The following is a 21,489-nucleotide window of genomic DNA, read 5'->3' on the forward strand; positions in this document are numbered from 1 at the left end:
AATTCTACTTTTATTTTTCATTTTTTTAAAGTGGAATTTAACTTTTCACTTTAGCTTATTTTGTCGATGAAGTTTGCATACTTGTCATGACTGAAAGCATTTCTTCTTTCGTTAAATCTTGTGAATATAAAGAACACATCATTCCATGATACATCATCGATAATTTTCCAGGTTGATAATATGCAAACCCATCTATTAAATCGATCACTTCATCATCAGAAAACTGCATTACTTGTTGATCATTTACTTGTGTTTCTACCATTGTAAAACTTTTATCACCACTAAATTTTAAAATATGATTTTTATCCCCTTCTATTGAAGACACTGTTTCACTTTCTAATTTAGCTCCTAATAGAGAAACTGGATATAAAACATCATTATTTGCGGATGTTTTGACATCCTTTTTTGATTCTTTCAATGCTTGATTTTGATTAAAATGTTTCTCTTTAAAATTTTTATTTTTATGAAATTCATTTACTTTACAAGTAACAATTTCTGCCTCATCTTGATCTAGACATAAAACAATCAATGGTTTTAATTTTTTATCAAAAATAACTTCTTGTTTAACAATTCTTGTATCATTAGGATATTTCACCTTTGCTTCTACTTGATATCCTTTTTCAATCTTTTTAACTTTATTATTTTCTAATAATTGGATTAAATAATGATAAATATATGGTTTAGGACTATTTTCAGGCCAATCACTTTGAAATTTAAACATTTGATTAAGTGTTGGTGTTAAAACATAGACTCCTTTTTTATTTTTTATAATGATTTGTGATTGATTTAAACTTTTATCATAAAGTTCTACTCGATAATATTTTTGTTTATCTTTTTTTAAATAATCTACTTTTACTTCATAACTTTTAAGTTCATCATTTTGTGTCATTTCCATATCACATATAAGTTGATAAGAACTCATACTTTTAGCTTCTTTTAACGTTTCATCCAATGAATTATTTTTAAATTTAAAAAAAACAACAATACCTATTGCACAAATGACTAAACCTATAATGACAATATATAATTTTTTCAAATCTATCCCTCCATTATAAAAATATTCTTTATTTATTTTTATATGTATAAAATACAAATTTATGGGATAGACTCTATTTAAGGAGGTTAAGAAAATGAATGCATTACAAAAAACAGCACTTGTATTTACTATTATCGGTGCTATTAATTGGGGTCTTATTGGTTTATTTAATTTTAATTTGGTAGATAGTTTATTTGGTCAAAATAGTTTTTTATCAATGCTCATTTATATTATTGTAGGAATAGCTGGACTCATTAATATTATGCTTTTCTTTACGGACTTAAATATAAAAGAGTAGCTAAGCTACTCTATTTCAAATGTGGACATATGTCCATCTTTAGTATCAATTTTAATACGATTTTTTACCATTTTTAACATTGGAATATCATGTAAAGAATCCGAATAGGCATAAGATAAGTCATAATCTATTTCTAGATTATGATTTTTTATCACTTCTTGGATTCTTTTTACCTTTTCTTCATTTTTACAATTTTTTCCAATCATTTGACTTGTATATTTACCATCTTTAATGACTGTTTTTGTTCCTAAAATTTCATCTACTGGTAACTTACAAAAACGAAGATAAGCTTCTACAGAGGCACTACATATATAAATCGTATACCCTTCTGCCTTTTTCTTTTTTAATTCTTCAATGACATTTAAATAATAACAAGGTTCTAATACTTCTTGATAAAACTTTTCAATCTCTTGATCGGACATCTTATCTAATGGATATAACCATGCTGATTTTGCTTTATTAAGTGGTTCTATCTTTAATAGATATAAAGCATAATGATAAACCACTTTTAATAATTTAAAAACAGATAGTGGATGTTTTTTTAAATAATACTTTAAAAGTTTTCCACCAGAATCTCCATGAATCAAAGTATCATCAAAATCAAAAAATGCAAATTTAGTTAACACCTATGCAATCTCCAAAGCAACTTCCATCATTGCTGTGAAAGTTTTTTCTCTTTCTTCTGCTGTTGTTTCTTCATTTGAAACTAATGAATCAGAAACAGTTAATAAAGTTAAAGCTTTTTTACCAGCATAAGCTGCATTTGCAAATAATGCATAAGATTCCATTTCAGTAGCTAAACATCCCATTTTAATCCATTTATCTGCTTTATTATCTGCATGATAGAATAAATCAGAAGATAGGACATTTCCTACATGATAAGTTAAATTCTTTTCTTTTGCTTTTTCTACAGCTTTTTCTAATAAACTATAATCAGAAATAGCTGAATATGTTCCTGGTAATTCATATTGATGTGCATAATTTGAATCTGTACAAGCACCTTGTACAATAATAATATCTCTTAAACGAACATCTTCTTTAAATGATCCACAAGATCCAATACGAATAATATTTTCTACATCATAAAAATGAAACAATTCATAACTATAAATCCCAATACTAGGCATTCCCATACCCGAACCCATAATAGAAACTTCTTTTCCTTTATACGTTCCTGTATAGCCAAACATGCTTCTTGTCGCATTAAATTGTTTAACATTTTCTAAATACGTTTCTGCTAAATATTTTGCACGTAAAGGATCTCCTGGCATTAAGACAGTTTTTGCGATATCTCCTTTATTTGCTTGATTATGTGGTGTTGACATAAACACTTCCTCCTTTATTTTCTCCTTAAAGTTTAACATATTCTTTTTCAATTGATAATAACTTTTAAGGATTTTGTACCTTTCCATCTTTTAAATAATAAAAAGTTTCAATATCTGCTGCTTCATTAAGTTTTTCGCCTTTAATCGCATTAACAAGATGTTCAACATAATCATCTTCATTACCTGCACCTAAAATAGCCATATATCCTTCTAAAAAGACCATTGGTCCATAACCGTAATCATCTTCATCAAAATCAATGATTTGGTCAATATGATTTTGATAACTTTCTTTCATTTCATCAAACGTTTGTTCATCATCCATATCATAGGCTTTGATTTTCATATGTTTACCAAATTCTTTTTTAATTGCTGGTAGAACATTCTTTTTAAAATGTTGACAATTGGAACAATCTTTTAAATAAAAATAAGTTAAATGATATGTCTCCTTCCATTCATTTTTTTGATTTTGACAACCAACTAATGGTACTAATAATAAAATAATTAATAGAATCTTTTTTAATTTTTTCATTGTTTCACCTTTTCTATTTATAATGTTTTCTTTTTATTTTTCAATTATACATCAATTATTTTTGAATAGAAAGTGATGTGATGAGAGATAAATAATATTAATAATAATATATATTGAATAAAAATAATATATATAATATAATACAAGTAGAAAGGATGATAGCTATGGCATTTGTATGGTCAACAAATGAAATTTCAAAGAAAACAGTTACTATTTATAGTACAAATCTCACTTTAAACACAGCTGCTTGTAAACATTTTGAAAATGTTCAATATGTATTATTAGGAGTTGATAAAGAGAACAATTTATTAGGAATCAAGCCAGTTGATAAAACAGCAATAGATGAAGGAATTTATCCAAATGATCAATTGCATCGTATTTCAATTGGTAAAAGTTATGGACGTGTTTCTAATAAAAATTTTATTGAAAACCTTGCTAGAGAATATCATTTAGATTTAAGTGATAAACAAGGTCTAAAGTATCCTGCAAATTTTGATGTTGTTCACCAAATATTAACAGTTAATCTATAAGGGAGGGATAGATCATGATGTTATGGATATGGCTAGGCGTTATCATTGTAACTGCTATTATTGAATTAGTTACAATCGATTTAGTAAGCATCTGGTTTACACTTGGTGGAATCGGTGCCTTGATTGCCTATGCTTTAGGTTTAAATCAAACCATTCAAATTATTATCTTTATCATTTTAAGTGTTATTTGTATTGGAATCAGCAGACCTCTTGCTAAGAAATACTTAAGAACACAAACAGTCAGTACAAACTATGATCGTGTTATTGGTCAACATGGACTTGTTTTAAAAAGAATTGATGCTGATACAAGAGGAGAAGTTAAGGTGCTTTCTATGGAATGGTCCGCTTCTAGTGTAGATAATTCTACTTTAGAAGAAGGAGATTATTGTGAAATTCTTGCTGTAGAAGGTGCTCATCTTGTGGTTAAAAAAATTAATAAATAAAGGAGAAAGAAAATGAGTATTATTGGTTTAATTTTAATTATCATTGTTTTAATTATTATTGTCAGTGTTATTGCATTTGCAATTCGTATTGTTCCTCAATCAAAAGCTTATGTTGTAGAAAGAATCGGAGCATATAACCGTACATGTGGTGTTGGTCTTCATATTCTCGTTCCATTTTTAGATCGTGTTGCCAACAAAGTTTCTTTAAAAGAACAAGTTGTTGATTTTGCACCTCAACCTGTTATTACTAAAGATAATGTTACAATGCAAATTGATACAGTTGTTTATTATCAAATTACAGATCCTCGTTTATTCACATATGGTGTCGATCGTCCTATTAATGCCATTGAAAACTTAACAGCAACAACTCTTCGTAATATTATTGGGGATTTGGAATTAGATGAAACTTTAACATCTCGTGATATTATTAACTCACGTATGAGAAGTATCCTTGATGAAGCAACTGATCCTTGGGGAATTAAAGTTCACCGTGTTGAAGTTAAAAATATCATTCCACCTCGTGATATTCAAGAAGCTATGGAAAAACAAATGCGTGCTGAACGTGAAAGACGTGAAGCTATTTTACAAGCTGAAGGTAAGAAAACAGCTGCTATCTTAAATGCTGAAGGGGATAAACAATCAACGATCTTAAGAGCGGAAGCTGAAAAAGAAGCAGCCATCGCTAAAGCTGAAGGTCAAGCTGAAGCTTTACGTTTAGTTTATGAAGCACAAGCAAAAGGTATTACTTATATCAATGATGCACATCCAGATCAAGCTTATGTCACTTTACAAGGTTTTAAAGCCTTAGAAAACTTATCTAAAGGTGATGCTACTAAGATTATTATTCCAAGTGAATTACAAGGAATTGCAGGATTAGCAACTACTTTAAAAGAAGTTGTAAGTGAAAAGAAAGATAAGGAATAATGAAAACAGTCTTCGGACTGTTTTTTCATATTCTTTTTTTTATGTCATATAGTGTATAGGGTGAATAATGATGTGTGGAATTTTATGTTTATATAATCAACAAAGAAATGTCTTAGATGATTGTGGAAAATTTAATAAAATGCTCCATTTATTAGACCATCGTGGTCCTGATGATATGCGAACTTATTTTGATCAACATGTTTTATTAGGTCATTGCCGTCTTTCAATTATTGATTTAAAAGGAGGTATGCAACCTTTAGAATATACTTATCAAGATATTACTTATCGCATTATTTTTAATGGTGAAATTTATAATATGAATGAATTAAAGAAACATCTTATTGATTTAGGTTTCCATTTTTATAGTCAAAGTGATAGTGAGGTTTTACTTGTCAGTTTTATTGCTTATAAAGAAAAATGTTTAAATATGTTAGATGGTATCTTTTCATTTGTTATATCTTATGAAAATAAAATCTTTGCTTGTCGTGATCATTTAGGTGTAAAGCCTCTCTTTTATTATTTAAAAGATGATGATTTAATCATTTCAAGTGAAATTAAAGCTATTTTAATGTACATTGGAAAATGTGTTGTTGATAAAACAGGAATTAAAGAATTACTAGGTTTAGGTCCTAGTTTATCACCAGGAAGTACACTTTATAAAGATATTTATAGTTTAAGACCTGCTCATTATTTATGGTTTGACGGTGAGCATTTAATGATTGAAAGATATTGGTCTTTACAAAAAAAAGCACATCTAAAAAGTTATGAAGAAACTGTTCAAGATGTACGCTTCCTTGTAAATAAAAGTATTCAAAGACAATTATTAAGTGATGTACCTATTTCTTGTATGTTATCTGGTGGTTTAGATTCGAGTATTATTACAGCTATAAGCAGTCAATACGTCAATCATATTTCAACCTATAGTATTGATTACTTAGACCAAGATAAATATTTTCAACCCTATGATTATCAACTTACAAAAGATAGTGATTATATTGATTTAATGGTCAATCGTTATCATAGTCACCACAATAATGTCGTTTTATCACAAAAGAATTTAATTATCTTTTTAAAACAAAGTCTAATGGCTAGAGACGCTCCAGGAATGGCTGATATTGATTCTAGTTTTCTATTATTTTGTAAAGAAATTAAAAGAAATCATAAAGTCGTTTTATCTGGTGAGTGTGCAGATGAAATTTTTGGAGGTTATCCTTGGTTTTATAAAAAAGAACTTTATAGTCTAGATTCATTTCCATGGATTAGAGATGTTGATCAAAGATTAGAACTTCTTAATGAAAATATAAAAAAATTGAACATTAAAGAATATGTTCAAAGTAAATATTATCAATCACTTAATGAAATAGACTACCTCGATCAAAGCTTTTATGATACCAATAAAAGAAAGATGATTTATTTAAACATTGAATGGTTTATGCAAACACTCTTAACACGGAGTGATAGCCAATCTATGTATAACGCTGTAGAGCTTCGTGTACCCTTCGCTTCAAAAGAAATCGTTGAATATATGTACAATGTCCCTTGGACCTATATGTTTAAAGATCAACAAGAAAAAGCTGTTTTACGTGATGCTTTCAAAGACTTCCTTCCTCAAGAAATCTATAATCGTAAGAAAAATCCTTACCCTAAAACTCATTCTCCATTTTTCCTTACTTACATTAAAAACCTTCTCTTAGAAACACTTAACGATAAAAATAACATTCTTTATCAACTTTTTGATATTAAAAAACTTAAACACTTTATTGAAAACAGCGAAAGTATTGAAGTTCCTTGGTTTGGTCAACTCATGATGGGACCACAACTCCTTGCCTATTTTTATCAAATCTATATGTGGGGTAAAATATATCATGTAGAATTAGAGCTTTAATAAAGCTCTAATTCTATTTCTTGACTATTTAAACGAATGTCTTGTAGATATTCGTTTTTTACTCTTATTTGTGTATTATTCACAGATACTTGAGGAATGTCTTTAACCCATTCTTGTAACATTTTAGCATAGTTAAGCTTTAAAAAACCATAACGTATACTTCCTTGACTATCAATAATAATATCTTCATTAACATAAGGTCTTGCATCTATGTGTATTTTAGTTTCAATTCCTTTATAGACTAAAACCATTCTTATTTGAATATACTGATCTATTTTTATTTGGATATCTTTTAGCTTTCCTTTTTCTATAAAGAATCGTTTATAAATGATCCAAACAAGTTTTTCTAAAGTTTTTACATCAATTTTCATAATCTCACCACTTTATTATATGTATAAAAAATCAAGAAGCTTAAGCTTCTTGAATATTTTTATGAATAATATCTAACATTTGATTCAATTCTTGATAATCAATTTGTCCTGGAGCACTTGCTTTTCCTACAGTAGCAAAAGTAATTGCACTACCGAATTGTTCCCCTACTAAACGTGAAGTAAGTCCAATAGATGACATTGACATTGTCACAATTGGTTTTTGAGCATATTCATGTTTAGCTTGAACTGTGAATGAAAGTAGATTTAATAAATCTTGATAGTCTTCTGGCATAACTGCTACCTTCATAATATCTGCTTCTAAAGAATCCATTGATCTAAATTTTTGCATCAATGAATCAACTTCTGGTGTTCTATCAAAGTTATGACTTGACATCAACATATATTTACCAGCATCATGAATAAGTGTTCTTAATTCAATTGCCATATTTGTTCCTAACGCTAATTCAACATCGTAAATATCAAATGCATTTGCTTCAACTGCTAATTTATAAACATTGAAATAATCTTTTGGATCAATTTCAACTTCTCCACCTTCTGCAGCTGTACGAATTGTTAGAATAACTGGTTTTTGTATTTGTAAGGCAGCAATGTTTAAAAATAAATTTCTTAATGCATCTTCTTGATGAATATTTTCATAAAAATCTATTCTTAATTCGATCATATCCACTTCTAATTCATTAAATTCTTTTAATTTATTTAGAATCGCTTCATCATGGCTTTCTACGATAGGAACACATACTTTAGGTTTTCCCTCTCCAATGATGACTCCTTTAATTTCAATACTCATATTTACACCTTCTTTGATTATTTAATAATTCAACAGCATAATAATATCATATTTTTTTATCAGAGTGTTAATTTTTTTATAATTTGCAAAAAAAGCATTAAAATTAATGCTTTTGATTTTTTATAACTTTTTGTCTTGAAAATTCTTCACGTTCTTTTTCTTCAAGAGATTCACTAATAAATTTAATTGTTTCTTCAAAACGTGGAATTGAAATATTTTTTAAGGCATTCGCACGTTTTTGTGTTTTTCTAATGGTATTTGCTAGACGATAAACTGAGTTTTCAACTTCTGCTAAAACAACAGTCAATTCTTTAACACGATAGAAACATTCATAAGCATAGTCTACTTTTGAATTAGAACGATCCATGTTATAACTACATACCATTGGTTGTTTATGATAAGTAATTTTAGGAATTTCTACACCCATAACACTTCGATAAGCAATACTGATTCCATAATCAATAGGTGTTGCTGTAACTAAGTCACTAATCAACCCTAAAGAAATATTTGCTTCTTGTAAAGCATCGTAAGCATTTTGATAAGCTTCCGTAATTTCATCTCTGACCATTTTAACATCATCTAATAATGACATCATTTCTTTAATAAGAACGTTTCTTTTCTTATCTAATAGATCATATCCAAGAACAGCTAATTGTAATTGTTTCTTTGTAGAAATTAAATTTCCTTTTGTTGGAACAACTTTTAAAGCCATAATTAATCACCTGCTTCTTGTAATTCTTTGATGATTGATTTTTCTTTAATATGGAAACGTTTTACAGCACGATCGTGATCATAATGTTCATCTAATAATTTGTTATCTAGACGATCAAGTGCTTCTCTAGGTAAAACTGAAACTAAATCCCATCCTAAATCTAATGTTTCTTCAATTGATCTATTGACATCGAAACCTTGATTTAAGAAATGTTGTTCAAATAGTTTACCAAATGATAAATATTGTTTATCTAATGGAGATAATTCATCTTCACCAATTACTGATGTTAATGATTTAACATCTTGTACGTGGGCATAACATGCAAATAATTGGTTGGCGATGTCTTGATGATCGCCACGTGTATACCCTTCACCGATACCATCTTTCATTAAACGTGAAAGTGATGGTAAAACATCAACTGGTGGATAAATACCGGCTGAGTTTAATTCAGGTGATAGAGTAATTTGTCCTTCTGTGATATATCCAGTTAAGTCAGGAACTGGATGAGTAATATCATTGTTAGGCATTGTTAAAATAGGGATTTGTGTTACAGAACCTTCTGCCCCTTTAATAATACCAGCTCTTTCATATAAAGAAGCTAAGTCAGAATATAAGTAACCTGGATAACCTTTACGTCCAGGAATTTCTCCTTTACTTGAAGAGAATTCACGTAACGCTTCACAATAGGAAGTAATATCTGTATAGATAACTAATACGTGCATATTTTGTTTATAAGCTAAATATTCAGCAGCAGTTAAAGCACAACGTGGAGTTAATGTACGTTCAATGATTGGATCATTTGATAAGTTTAAGAACATAACAACTCTTTCCATAACTCCTGCTTCTTTAAAGCTACGTTTAAAGTAGTTTGCAACGTCATTTGTAACACCCATTGCCGCAAAGACAATGGCGAAACCTTTTCCTGATTCGTCAGCAACTTTTGCTTGTTTAACGATTTGTACAGCTAAACGGTCATGTGGTAAACCTGAACCAGAGAAGATTGGTAATTTTTGTCCACGAATTAATGTAGCAAGACAGTCAATTGATGAAATACCTGTATTGATGTAGTTACGTGGATAAACACGGCTTACTGGATTTAATGGTAAACCATTGATATCCATCATTTCCTCTGCATAAATTTCACCTAAACCATCGATTGGTCTACCAGCACCATTGAAGACACGTCCTAAAATTTCTTTAGAAACAGGTAATTCCATTGGTCTACCTAATAATTTAGTCTTTGTATTTTCTAGTGATAAATCATTTGTTCCTTCAAATACTTGGACAACGATTTTTTCACCTTCAATTTGGACAACACGTCCAGAACGTGTTGTCCCATTTTTTAATTGAATTTCAACCATTTCGTCGTAAGAGGCACCTTTTACGTGATCTAAAACGACTAATGATCCATTGATTTCATTTAATCCTACATATTGTAGTGCCATTTTTATTTCCTCCTACGCTACAGATTTTAATGCATTATCAATATCTTGATAATAAGTATCTAATTTTTCAATATGATCATTTGGAATATCATATTTCATTTTAATTAATTGTTCAAAAATACCAGTTTCACTAATTGCTCGAACAACTTTACCTTGAGCAACAGCTTCTTGACATTTTTTATTTAAATATAAGATAACATCCATCATCTTTAATTGTTTAGCAAGTGGTACGTATGTATCATCCTTATGGAAGGCATTTTGTTGTAAATAACCAACACGAACCACTTTTGCGATTTCCATCACTAATTTTTGATCTTCTGGTAATACATCAGGTCCCATTAAGTTAACAATTTCATTTAATCTTGATTCTTCAGCAAGAATGAATGAAAGTTGTTGACGATCACTGACGAAATCAGAACCAACATTTTGGTCATACCATTTTTCAAGATCATAAACATAATCACTATAAGATTGTGTCCAGTTAATTGCGAAATAGTGACGAGCATAAGCCAAGGCTTTATCTAAGGCCCAGAAACATCTTACGAAACGTTTTGTATTTTGTGTAACTGGTTCTGAGAAGTCTGCCCCTTGTGGTGATACGGCACCGATGATTGAAACAGAACCTTCTTGTCCATTTAAAGTTTTCATGTATCCAGCACGTTCATAGAATTGTGATAAACGTGATGGTAAGTAAGCTGGGAATCCTTCTTCAGCTGGCATTTCTTCTAGACGACCAGAGATTTCACGTAACGCTTCAGCCCAACGTGAAGTAGAATCGGCCATGATTGCACAGTGATATCCCATATCACGATAATATTCAGCTAAAGTAATTCCTGTATAAATACTTGCTTCACGTGCGGCAACTGGCATGTTTGAAGTATTCGCAATTAAGACAGTTCTATCAGTTAATGGTTTACCACTCTTAGGGTCAATCAACTCACTAAATTCTTCAAGAACTTGAGTCATTTCGTTTCCACGTTCTCCACAACCAACATAAATGATAATATCGGCATCACACCATTTAGCAATTTGGTGTTGTGTCATTGTTTTACCAGTACCGAAACCACCTGGAATAGCAGCAGTTCCACCTTTAGCGATTGGGAATAATGTATCGATAACACGTTGTCCTGTTACTAAAGGAATAGAAATTGGTAAACGTTCTAGAGTTGGACGTGCTTGTTTAATTGGCCATTTTTGACATAATGTACATTCATGAATTTGACCATGTTCATCTTCAATTTTCATTACGACATCATTGATTTTATATTGACCATTTTCTTTTACTTCAACAACTTTACCACTTAAAAGTGGTGAAAGCATACATCTGTGTTCAATTAAATCTGTTTCAGGACATGTTGCATAGATGTCTCCACCTTTTAAAACATCTCCTACTTTTACTTTCATTGTAACGTCCCATAATTTTTCAACATCAAGTGAATCAACATCGCTTCCGGCTTCAATAAAAGCACCTGATTGTTCAGCAATGGCTTGTAAAGGACGTTCAATCCCATCAAAGATATTTCTTAAAATACCAGGACCTAATGTAACACAAATTGGTGATCCTGTAGAAATAACAGGTTCTCCTGGTTTTAAACCAGTTGTTGTTTCATATACTTGGATAGTTGTTAAATCTTTAGAAATTGAGATAACTTCACCCATTAATTTAGCATGACCAACATAAACCATTTCTAACATTGAAAAGTCTTTGGCATTTTTTACTTTAACAACGGGACCATTAATAGAATAAATTACATTTTCACTCATCTTTAATCCCCCTATTTAATCATCAATCCAGAAGTCTTATAGAACCAATCTTTTTGAGCTTCTAAATTTGAGTCTAATGATTCATCTACGACAACATTTGTTGTTTTATTTTCAATAATGAATCCACCTAATTGAATTTGTTGACCTTCTTCAACTTCAATTGGTAAAGCATATGCTTTCTTTAAATCATCAGCATATTTTAAATCTTCTTTTCTTACACATAAAACACAATCAGTCATTTGATATTCATCACTTACTGCTTTTACATGACTTGTAAGATATTCAAGATAATTAGAACTATTTACAAATTCAACAAGTTTATTTTTTACTTCTGTAAAAATTGTATTAACATATTCTTCTCTTTTTTCAACTAATTTTTTTAATCTTTCTTCTAATTGAGCTGAAGCTTCAATACTTGCTTTAGAAGAAATTTCTGCTAATTCTTTATCTAATTGATGCTTAGCATCAATTTCAGCTTCACCTCTTAATTGGTTATAAGCTTCTTGTTCAATTGCTTTTGCTTCATCTAAAATTTCTTTTTCTTCAGCTGATGAAATTTTTTCAATTTCATCTTTGATATAAAGAAAGACTTGATCTTTTTTTTGCATAGCACTTTCTCCTATAACTTAACTCCAATTGCTTCTGAAACATATCTATCAATCGTTTCACCAATTTTAGAATTTCCATGTCTATCAGGAATTTCTACAAGCAATGGTTTTTGTTGTTTTAATTTTATTTCAGAAATAACATCAGGAGCTAATTCAATTAATTTCGTTGTAATTAAAATCACACCTATGGATCTATCTTTCATTTTTGTTTCCAAAACTTCAAGAAAATCACGTCTTTTATGAACAACTTCTCCTTCAATACCAACCAGTCTTAAACCCATTTCAGTATCGACATTGTCACTTATTAAATAAAATTTCATAAAAAATCACTCTCTAAATTAGATTTTGTTGATAATTAAGATAGAGATTAATAAACCATAGATTGCAACCCCTTCACCTAAGGCAACGAAGATTAATGATTTACCAAAGTTCTTTTCATTTTCAGAGAAAGCTCCAATAGCTGCTGGAGCTGCTGCTGCAACGGCAATACCTGCACCTAAAGCAGAGAAACCAGTTGATAAAGATGCTGCTAAGAATCCTAAACCTTGAGCAATTGTACCAGTGATTGTAGCAACTTCACCTGCTGCAAATACACTTGAATTTGACATAGCAACTAATAAGCATAAAACAACGGCACCAGCGAAACCACTGATATGAACACCTAATCTTCTTTTAGCGCTTTGAGCTGATACTTTTCCTGTAAATACTTTAATTAATGGTAATGTTAATAAAACTACTGCAACTAATGGTAATAAAATTTCTAATACTGTCATAATAAATTTCCTCCTTGAATTTAATCTTCCTTAATAGTTTTAAATGGAATTCCATTTCCTTCATAATAACGTGAAAACATTTCATAGAATTCAAGACGTAATACTTGAATACCAACAATCAATCCTTCAAGACACATTACAAAAACGTTTCCTAAAATCAAGACGATGATTTCACCAAATCCTCCTACCATTTCAGCAAGAGTATAAACAACAAGCATCATACCAGCATGCGATAAAACGAATCCCCCAACACGCAAGAATGACATTGTGTTTGTAATAAATGATAAGACTACTTCAAATAATTCGAAGAATCCTTCAACAAAGAATGCTCCAAAACCATTTGGGAACATTTCACCATGTTCTTCTAATTTTCTAATTAACGGTTCTTTTAAGAACATTAAGATAAGTGGTAATACAATTAAAATTAAAATATAGAAAATATTTACAAAATGTTGTCCTGTAAGCATTCCAAGTGCTGCAACAATAACAGCAACATAGAATGTAACCCCACATAAACCATTTTGACTTAAAATCGCTTCACCGATATTTTTCTTTTTAAAGTTCAAAACAATACTGAATGTCATTGAAATAAGAATTAAGACAATACCAAGTCCAATGGCAGCCATTAATAATGTCATTGTATTTTCTGGTGACATTGCATTAAAGAATGAGAAACCTTTGAAATATTCAGATAAGATTTCTTCATTTCCAAAGAATGAACCAAAGAATACACCGAAGATTGCACTGGAAATACCTAAACGAACTCCCACGCCACCTAATTTTAAATTAAATTTCTTTTCAGCAACAAGGCCTACTAAAGAAAGAATAATACCTTGTCCTAAGTCACCAAACATAATACCAAATAATAAAGTATATGAAATAGCAACTAATAATGTTGGATCTACATCATTGTAACGAGGTACACCATACATTTCGACGAACATTCTAAATGGTTTTGCAAACCATGAATTTTTAAGTCTTGTTGGTGGTTCTAGACGTACATCTGATGTAGCAGGTAAAACTTCAAGTTTAACACCATCGATACTTTCAAAAGTGTTTTTGAAAGTATCTAAATCATTCTTAGGGACAAATCCATGAACATTTAATTTATCACCTAATTTAACAATATATTTTTGCATTGCATAAACTGAATTTAATTTTTTAGCAACACTATAAATACGTGTTAATTCTTCCATGTTTTCCGAAATTGTTTTATCAATTCTATTTTGTAAATCTTGGCTGTATTGTTTAGCTGAATCAGATTCATTTTGAATTTCTTTTTCAGCTAATTCACATGAACCATGAACGAATTCAGGAATATGGATTTTTTCAAAATAAAGTGATGTAAAAACATTATCCACTTCAGGAGCATCTGTAGGTGTTGTCATATACATACACCATACATATTTATCATCTCTTTGAAATGCTTTATAAACAAATGGTAATGTTTCATAATACTCTAACTTTCCTTCATTATTGAGAGGAAGTTTACCGAATCTTATTTTTAAATATTGTGTTCCAAATAATTGATCAAAGTCAATATTAGAACCTTCAACATGATTCAAAGTAATGATAGCTTCATCATTTTCTTCAATCATCTTTGTCAATTCTTTTTTAACAGCATCAATACGGTCAATATCTAAAAATAAATCATCTAAAAATTCTTTAGCTCTAAATACATTAAGTTGCGAATCTGTTTCAACTTCAGGAACTTCAAAATGATATTTTGTTTTCATTTCTTCAATTCTTGATAACAATTCTTCATAAAGATTGTCATTGTTGTAAGCTGAAAGACCAGCAACACTATCCGTAAACTTGCTTGCTAGCTCGGGATGAAAATCATCTCTTTGATAAAGCTCAAGTAACACATCATTACAATTGTCTTTATCAAAATCAAGGCTAACCAAGTTTAATTTCGCTATTGCCATGACAGTCCCCCTTTACTCTTTGTTGATCTTTTTGTCACTTTTTTCACTAAGCTACAAACTAATAATAACGCAATGTTTATAACAAAGAATAATCCAATTTGCATTGCATAGTTTGTACCTACAACAAAGATTGAATTATAAAGTGACATACTATAGAAGACTGTTCCACTTAATAGTCCTCCTATTGTAACAGCAGCTCCTACACGTTGTAGTAACTTACTGATGTTACCTTTAATAATAAATGATAATAGAATAGCTAAAACACCTACTCCTAAATCACCAAGTAAAACAAGTGCTGAAAGCATCATAACCACACCAGCAATCACTGTTGGATCAAATTTTTCACCAGGTTTAAATGTGAATAAGCATTCAAATGGTTGGAAAAGTGTGTTGTTTTCAACATAAACAGGACCTTCAATTCCTTGATCTTGATATGTATCAATAGGAAGTTCATGAATAGTAATTCCAGGAACATTTACAATATCTTCTAATTCATTTTTATTAAATGAACTAAATGCATAAACTGCAGCTTTAGTTTTTAAATCAACTACATATTTACCTTTCTTGTATAACTCTTTCAAACGATATGTTTTCCAAAAGTCACCAAGTAATTGTTCTTCATTTTCTTCTTTCACTTTTTCAATACGTTGATCAAGTTCTTGAAGATACGCTTCCATTGTTTTATCTTCTGCTTTTAATTCAGCAACTGCTTCTTCCATTTTACCATGGGCAAATTTTGGAAGTTTTACTTCTTCAAAGTTCATTGAAGAGAAAATGTTATCAATTTCACCAATACTATGTTCAACGCCACCATAAACAATCCAAGCAAATTGATCTGTATGTGATAATTCTTGATAAACAAATGGATAACTGTCAAAATATTTAATTTTTTCAATTTGTGATAATGGTAATTTACCAAATCTTAAAGCAACATATTTTAATTCATGAATATCATCGATAGAAATACGATCACGATTTAAACATGAAATCAATTCAATTGCTTCTTGATTTTCATAATAATCTTTTTTAATTCCTCTTTTAATTTCATTAATATCATCTAACTTTTGATGAATTTCTGAAATATAATCTAAAATTTCACGAACATTTAAAAATGCACTTTGAACGGGTCTATCTACTCTTTCAATATGTAAGACATCCATCACATTATAAAGTTCGTCTAATACTTCGTTATATGGATTTCTATCTTCCATAGAAGTTGCATGATCTAAATTAGAAATCACTTTCTTCGCTTTAACTGGATAAATAGAATCTTGATGATTTTCAAGTTTCATCAAAACTTCCATATAATCATCTCTAGAGAAAACAATGTTATATAAATGTGTATTCTTAATCATTTTTTTCCCTCCTATGCATAGATCAATGTATTTTCAATTTTTGAAACAGGTTGATTATAACGAATACCTTCAACAATATGCTTCAAGTTATCTATTTCAATTCTTTGTAAAATACTATAAGTCATATAAACAAGTGGTGCACTGTTTGAAAAACGCATGTATCTTTTTGCGATATTATATTGAATACTATCTGCATAATATTCGATATAGGCAAATTCTTTATCATCCATATAGAAGTTATATTTAGAAGTTGATAATAAAGATAATACTTCTTTAGGACCGCTTGCACTAATTAAACGATTCATCATATCTTTTGGCAATCTTGAATATTGTAAAAAGAGTGAACTTCTGATTGAATCTTCTGATTCATGGAAATATTGTTTATAACGATAGATTTTTGAAATATTCTTTAATTCAATAGAAGTATAGAGAATATTTAATAAATCTTTTTGAACACTTCCTTTGAAGTGTTTTTTAATTGTTTCAACAATGTTTTCATAATAAAGTGATTGTAAGCACATATGAACTTCTTTAACATCAAATGGGACAGAGAAATCAATTTCTTTAAGAACTTTATAATATCTTGTTTTTGAAAGATATTGTAAAAGATCTTTGAATGATTCAATGTTTACTAATCCATCAATATTAAAACTTGTCTTTTTCGCTAAATAAGTAGGAATTGATAAATTAAAGCTATATTGTTCCTTTGCTTGTAAAGAAACAAGTTTATCCATAATTAAATTAATTTCTACTCCAATAATTTCAAATAGATAAAAATCTTCATCAGATTTAGGTGAATATTTCATCAACTTCGCACAACGATGATAATATTCTTGATTTAAACAATCTTCTATTTGACCACGATGAACATGTCTAATATTAATATCTTTTAAAGCATCTGCATAACTTGTTTGAGATTTTAAATAAGAAACAACTTCTCCAATTGTTTGTTTTCTTGTTAAATCAAGATAAACATTCTTATTTAAACGCCCACCATACATCGCTTTAGCTTTTGCACATAAGGCATTTGAAGATAAAGACATCTTTACACCTTCTATTTAGTACATCTCGTAAAGATTTCATCTACCCATTTATCTTTATTTTGAGTAAATAAATCTTCCATATTTTCCATTGATTTATGAAATTCATTTTCTTGTAATTGTGCTTCTTCTTTATTCTTATTCAATAGATCTTGTTTATGCTTTTCAACTTGATCTTGTTGACTATCAATATACTCACTATAAATTGTAGACTTTTGCGACATCATACTTGATTGAGCTTCCGCTTTTTTCTTTTTCGCAAGTTCTACTTTTTCTACGCATTGGCGATCGAATTCTATTAACTTTTGAATAATATCATCCATCTTATTTTCCCCCTTCTTCTTGTCGAGGATAATTGTACTCTCATTCTTTTAAAATTCAACAGATATAGCTTTCAAAAGCACTCTTTATGATAAATTTATGACGAATTTATAAGAATTTATCAAAAATCCTCTTTAAAGAATGTATGTAAAAATAAAAGCACCTCCCCTATTTTTGTGTTGTTCATGTCACTTCCTAGAGATGTGGCGCTTGCAATACATACCTTATTCTTTATTTCGCACGTTATTCTACTCCCACTTTTCAATATTTGTCAATAGACAAATTTTCACATTTGCATAAATCTGCCAAAACCTTAGCGTCATGCCACTTTTAGCAAGATTCATTCCTAATTTTTATTCATCTCTAAGCCTTTTCATTCTTGAATGTAAATGTTAAAATGAAAGAACTTAGGAGGTCATTATGATAAATCAAAGAATTACAAAATTAAGACAACTTATGAAAGAAAGAGGAATCGATCTTTATATCATTCCAACCAGTGATTTTCATCAAAGTGAATATGTAGGAAGTTACTTTGAAGCTCGTCATTATATGTCTGGATTTAGCGGTTCAGCTGGAACTCTTATCGTAAGAGAAGATGAAGCTTATTTATGGACAGACGGTCGTTATTTTATTCAAGCAGAAAAAGAACTTGCCGGTAGTTGTATCCAATTAATGAAAATGCGTACACCGGGTGTTCCTACTATTAAAGAATATATTGAAAAATATCCAGAAGCAACCATTGGTTTTGATGGACGCGTGATGCCTTATAATCAATGTCTTTTCACAAATACCATTCAAGCCAATGAAGATCTTGTAGATCTTATTTGGCAAGAGCGTCCTGAACTTTCCCATGAAGAAATTTATTTATATGATACAAAATATTGTGGTGTTTCTAGAAAAGAAAAATTAGAAATCATTAGAGAAAAAATGAAAGATGCGAAATATCATTTAGTGACAACTTTAGATGATATTGCTTGGATCTTTAATATTCGCGGTAATGATGTTTTATGCAACCCTGTTGCTTTAGCTTATGCTTTAATTGAAAAAGAAAAAGCAAATCTTTATTTAAGAAAAGAAGCGGTAAGTCAAGAAGTCATTGATGAATTATTAAAAGACCAAATTGAAGTTAAAGATTATTTTGATATTTATGAAGATATTAAACATATTGAAGGAAAAGTATTATTAGATACTAAATCTGTTAACTATGCTTTAGTAAGTCATATTCGTCAAGAAAATATCATTGATCAAACAAACCCAAGTCAATTACTTAAATCAATTAAAAACGAAACAGAAATCAAAGCAACTAAAGATGCTCATTTACATGATGGTATTGCTGTTACTAAATTTATGTATTGGTTAAAAACAAATATAGGAAAGATGGAAATGGATGAACTTTCTATTTCGAATAAACTTTTAGAATATCGCAAACAACAACCAAATTTCAAAGATATTTCCTTTACAACAATCTGTGCTTATCGTGAAAATGCTGCTTTAATGCATTATCATCCAACAGAAAAACAATATTCTAAAGTAGAAGCTTCACATCTATTATTAATTGATAGTGGTGGACAATACTTAACAGGAACAACAGATATCACAAGAACCTTTGTTTTAGGTGAAATGACGCAAGAAGAAAGAAAAGACTTCACAATTGCTTTAAAAGCAATGTTCAGATTACAAAATGCGCATTTTATCCAAGATGTTACAACAGGAGCAAACCTAGACATCCTTGCTCGTGGTGTGATTTATGACTATGATTTAGATTATCGTTGTGGAACAGGGCATGGTGTTGGTCATTTCTTAAATGTTCATGAAGGACCTAATGGACTTCGTCCAAAAAGCTTATATGGTCATGAAGCATGTATCGTTCCAGGCATGATTACAACAGATGAACCAGGTGTTTATGTAGAAGGTAGTCATGGTATTAGACATGAAAACGAACTCTTATGTGTAAAACATACTGAAAATGAATATGGTACTTTCTTAAAATTTGAACCGATCACTTATGTTCCATTTGATATTGAAGGTTTAGATTTAAATTATTTATCAAATCATGAAATTGCTTCTATTAATGAATATCAACAATATGCCTTCGATCATATTAAAGATGCCTTAACTCAAGAAGAAAAAGATTGGTACTTAAATAACTTATTTATTAAATAACAAGAGAAATCTTGTTATTTTTTTAAAACCGATATAGCTTTAAGCTATATCAAATAGTGAAAAATATGTATTTTACAATATCACTTATGTTTTTTATACTTTTAGTAACAACAAGGAGGAAGTAAAAATGAACGCACCTTATAAATATGATATTGTTGGAAGTTTTTTAAGAGATAAAGAAATTAAACAAGCAAGAGAAGAATTTTCTTTAGGTAAAATAACACTTCAACAATTAGAAGAAGTTGAAAATAAATCTATCGAAAATCTTGTTAATGAAGAAAAAGCTGTTGGTTTAAAAGCTGTCACTGATGGTGAATTTCGAAGAGCCTTTTGGCATTTAGATTTTCTATGGGATTTAAAAGGCGTAGAAAAAGTAGCCGTCGAACATTTTTCAATTGCCTTTAAAGGACATCAACCAAAAAGTCAAACTTTAGAAATTGTGGATAAAATCGATTTTCCCGAAGATCATCCATTTTTAAAACATTTTAAATTCATGCAAAGAGTATCTGGAGAAACAGAAGTTAAACAATGTATCCCTTCTCCTTCAATGCTTCATTTAATTTGTTGTATTAGAGAAGAAAACTATCAACCTATTGAAAGATATCAAGATAACGATGTTTTATTAAAAGATATCGCCTATGCTTATCAAAAAGCAATCAAAGCTTTTTATAATGCTGGATGCCGTTATCTTCAATTAGATGATACTTCATGGGGAGAATTTTGTTCAAAAGAAAAAAGAGAAGCTTACAAAGCAAGAGGAATTGATGTAGATGAACTTGCTAAAAAATATGTTGATATGATCAATCTCGCATTAGAAGCTAAACCTGATGATATGGTTATTACAATGCATATTTGTAGAGGTAACTTTAGATCAACATGGTTTACTTCAGGCGGATATGAACCAGTTGCAAAAATTTTATTTGGGAATTGTCATGTTGATGGTTTCTTCTTAGAATATGATAGTGAACGTGCTGGTGGATTTGAACCTCTTCGCTATATTCAAAATCAAAAAGTTGTCTTAGGTCTTGTGACTTCTAAAGATGCTAAACTTGAAAACAAAGATGAAATTATTAAACGTATTCATGAAGCAGAAAAATATGTTCCATTAAATCAATTAGCACTGTCTCCACAATGTGGTTTTGCTTCAACAGAAGAAGGAAACTTACTTACTAAAGAAGAACAATGGAATAAAGTCAAACTTGTTAAAGAAATCGCTGAAGAAGTTTGGTAA

At 29.7% G+C, this 21,489-nt stretch carries 23 protein-coding genes; 7 read left to right on the plus strand and 16 right to left on the minus strand.

Annotated elements, in window-relative coordinates; all coding sequences use genetic code 11:
* Positions 1 to 55: 55 nt before the first annotated feature.
* Positions 56 to 1,036 (minus strand): LolA family protein, encoded by a 981-nt coding sequence (locus LJD34_RS07225; RefSeq protein WP_227359534.1) that lies wholly within the window; start codon positions 1,034 to 1,036, stop codon positions 56 to 58.
* Between the two features lie 94 nt (positions 1,037 to 1,130).
* On the opposite strand from LJD34_RS07225, the gene LJD34_RS07230 reads away from it, so the two are divergent.
* Positions 1,131 to 1,334, plus strand: a complete 204-nt coding sequence (locus LJD34_RS07230) for a DUF378 domain-containing protein (RefSeq protein WP_117574731.1) — start codon at positions 1,131 to 1,133, stop codon at positions 1,332 to 1,334.
* A 5-nt stretch (positions 1,335 to 1,339) separates the two neighbouring features.
* Here the strand turns inward: LJD34_RS07230 and LJD34_RS07235 are convergent, their stop codons facing one another.
* The 3 genes from LJD34_RS07235 to LJD34_RS07245 form a co-directional block, all read right to left on the minus strand.
* On the minus strand, positions 1,340 to 1,960 hold the full coding sequence (locus LJD34_RS07235; RefSeq protein WP_117828737.1) for an HAD family hydrolase: 621 nt from the start codon (positions 1,958 to 1,960) through the stop codon (positions 1,340 to 1,342).
* Positions 1,961 to 2,659, minus strand: coding sequence for a purine-nucleoside phosphorylase (gene deoD / locus LJD34_RS07240; protein ID WP_022002283.1), 699 nt, complete (start codon positions 2,657 to 2,659; stop codon positions 1,961 to 1,963).
* Positions 2,660 to 2,723: 64 nt separating this feature from the next.
* Positions 2,724 to 3,188, minus strand: a complete 465-nt coding sequence (locus LJD34_RS07245; protein ID WP_227359535.1) for a hypothetical protein — start codon at positions 3,186 to 3,188, stop codon at positions 2,724 to 2,726.
* Between the two features lie 164 nt (positions 3,189 to 3,352).
* On the opposite strand from LJD34_RS07245, the gene LJD34_RS07250 reads away from it, so the two are divergent.
* The 4 genes from LJD34_RS07250 (at position 3,353) to asnB (ending at position 6,970) form a co-directional block, all read left to right on the plus strand.
* Positions 3,353 to 3,718, plus strand: coding sequence for a hypothetical protein (locus tag LJD34_RS07250; RefSeq protein ID WP_117813630.1), 366 nt, complete (start codon positions 3,353 to 3,355; stop codon positions 3,716 to 3,718).
* A 14-nt stretch (positions 3,719 to 3,732) separates the two neighbouring features.
* Positions 3,733 to 4,161 (plus strand): NfeD family protein, encoded by a 429-nt coding sequence (locus LJD34_RS07255; RefSeq protein WP_022002287.1) that lies wholly within the window; start codon positions 3,733 to 3,735, stop codon positions 4,159 to 4,161.
* Positions 4,162 to 4,173: 12 nt separating this feature from the next.
* Entirely contained in the window at positions 4,174 to 5,085 is a 912-nt protein-coding gene (locus LJD34_RS07260) for an SPFH domain-containing protein (protein WP_022002288.1), read from the plus strand.
* Positions 5,086 to 5,155: 70 nt separating this feature from the next.
* Positions 5,156 to 6,970: an asparagine synthase (glutamine-hydrolyzing) gene (asnB, locus tag LJD34_RS07265; protein ID WP_227359536.1), complete on the plus strand. Its 1,815-nt coding sequence runs from the start codon at positions 5,156 to 5,158 to the stop codon at positions 6,968 to 6,970.
* On the opposite strand, the gene LJD34_RS07270 is transcribed toward asnB, so the two are convergent.
* From LJD34_RS07270 to LJD34_RS07325, 12 genes are all read right to left on the minus strand, one after another.
* Positions 6,967 to 7,341 carry a hypothetical protein gene (locus tag LJD34_RS07270; protein WP_032089659.1) on the minus strand — a complete coding sequence of 125 codons (375 nt, stop codon included), beginning with the start codon at positions 7,339 to 7,341 and terminating at the stop codon, positions 6,967 to 6,969. The genes asnB and LJD34_RS07270 overlap by 4 nt on opposite strands.
* 40 nt (positions 7,342 to 7,381) lie before the next feature.
* Positions 7,382 to 8,149, minus strand: a complete 768-nt coding sequence (gene aroD / locus LJD34_RS07275) for a type I 3-dehydroquinate dehydratase (RefSeq protein ID WP_022002291.1) — start codon at positions 8,147 to 8,149, stop codon at positions 7,382 to 7,384.
* A 103-nt stretch (positions 8,150 to 8,252) separates the two neighbouring features.
* Positions 8,253 to 8,861 (minus strand): V-type ATP synthase subunit D, encoded by a 609-nt coding sequence (locus LJD34_RS07280; RefSeq protein WP_022002292.1) that lies wholly within the window; start codon positions 8,859 to 8,861, stop codon positions 8,253 to 8,255.
* Between the two features lie 2 nt (positions 8,862 to 8,863).
* Complete coding sequence (locus LJD34_RS07285; RefSeq protein ID WP_107030497.1) at positions 8,864 to 10,306, minus strand: V-type ATP synthase subunit B; 1,443 nt, start codon at positions 10,304 to 10,306, stop codon at positions 8,864 to 8,866.
* A 12-nt stretch (positions 10,307 to 10,318) separates the two neighbouring features.
* The gene (locus LJD34_RS07290) at positions 10,319 to 12,070 is read right to left on the minus strand and encodes a V-type ATP synthase subunit A (protein ID WP_022002294.1); all 1,752 of its coding nucleotides are present in this window, start codon (positions 12,068 to 12,070) and stop codon (positions 10,319 to 10,321) included.
* An 11-nt stretch (positions 12,071 to 12,081) separates the two neighbouring features.
* Positions 12,082 to 12,678, minus strand: coding sequence for a V-type ATP synthase subunit E (locus LJD34_RS07295; protein ID WP_022002295.1), 597 nt, complete (start codon positions 12,676 to 12,678; stop codon positions 12,082 to 12,084).
* Positions 12,679 to 12,689: 11 nt separating this feature from the next.
* Positions 12,690 to 12,998 carry a V-type ATP synthase subunit F gene (locus tag LJD34_RS07300; protein ID WP_022002296.1) on the minus strand — a complete coding sequence of 103 codons (309 nt, stop codon included), beginning with the start codon at positions 12,996 to 12,998 and terminating at the stop codon, positions 12,690 to 12,692.
* Positions 12,999 to 13,016: 18 nt separating this feature from the next.
* Entirely contained in the window at positions 13,017 to 13,451 is a 435-nt protein-coding gene (locus tag LJD34_RS07305; RefSeq protein WP_022002297.1) for an ATP synthase subunit C, read from the minus strand.
* A 20-nt stretch (positions 13,452 to 13,471) separates the two neighbouring features.
* Positions 13,472 to 15,379 (minus strand): V-type ATP synthase subunit I, encoded by a 1,908-nt coding sequence (locus LJD34_RS07310; RefSeq protein ID WP_227359537.1) that lies wholly within the window; start codon positions 15,377 to 15,379, stop codon positions 13,472 to 13,474.
* Positions 15,370 to 16,734: a hypothetical protein gene (locus LJD34_RS07315; RefSeq protein WP_147580721.1), complete on the minus strand. Its 1,365-nt coding sequence runs from the start codon at positions 16,732 to 16,734 to the stop codon at positions 15,370 to 15,372. Before LJD34_RS07315 ends, LJD34_RS07310 begins: the two co-directional genes overlap by 10 nt.
* Positions 16,735 to 16,745: 11 nt before the next feature.
* Positions 16,746 to 17,777: a V0D/AC39 family V-type ATPase subunit gene (locus tag LJD34_RS07320; RefSeq protein ID WP_048924892.1), complete on the minus strand. Its 1,032-nt coding sequence runs from the start codon at positions 17,775 to 17,777 to the stop codon at positions 16,746 to 16,748.
* Positions 17,778 to 17,788: 11 nt separating this feature from the next.
* Positions 17,789 to 18,097, minus strand: coding sequence for a hypothetical protein (locus LJD34_RS07325; RefSeq protein WP_118632897.1), 309 nt, complete (start codon positions 18,095 to 18,097; stop codon positions 17,789 to 17,791).
* Positions 18,098 to 18,515: 418 nt separating this feature from the next.
* On the opposite strand from LJD34_RS07325, the gene LJD34_RS07330 reads away from it, so the two are divergent.
* Entirely contained in the window at positions 18,516 to 20,258 is a 1,743-nt protein-coding gene (locus LJD34_RS07330) for a M24B family metallopeptidase (RefSeq protein WP_227359538.1), read from the plus strand.
* Between the two features lie 127 nt (positions 20,259 to 20,385).
* Positions 20,386 to 21,489 carry a 5-methyltetrahydropteroyltriglutamate--homocysteine S-methyltransferase gene (locus LJD34_RS07335; protein WP_117347560.1) on the plus strand — a complete coding sequence of 368 codons (1,104 nt, stop codon included), beginning with the start codon at positions 20,386 to 20,388 and terminating at the stop codon, positions 21,487 to 21,489.

Source organism: Faecalibacillus sp. MSK20_93 (assembly GCF_020589945.1).
In the GTDB taxonomy this organism is placed as follows: domain Bacteria; phylum Bacillota_I; class Bacilli_A; order Erysipelotrichales; family Coprobacillaceae; genus Faecalibacillus; species Faecalibacillus intestinalis.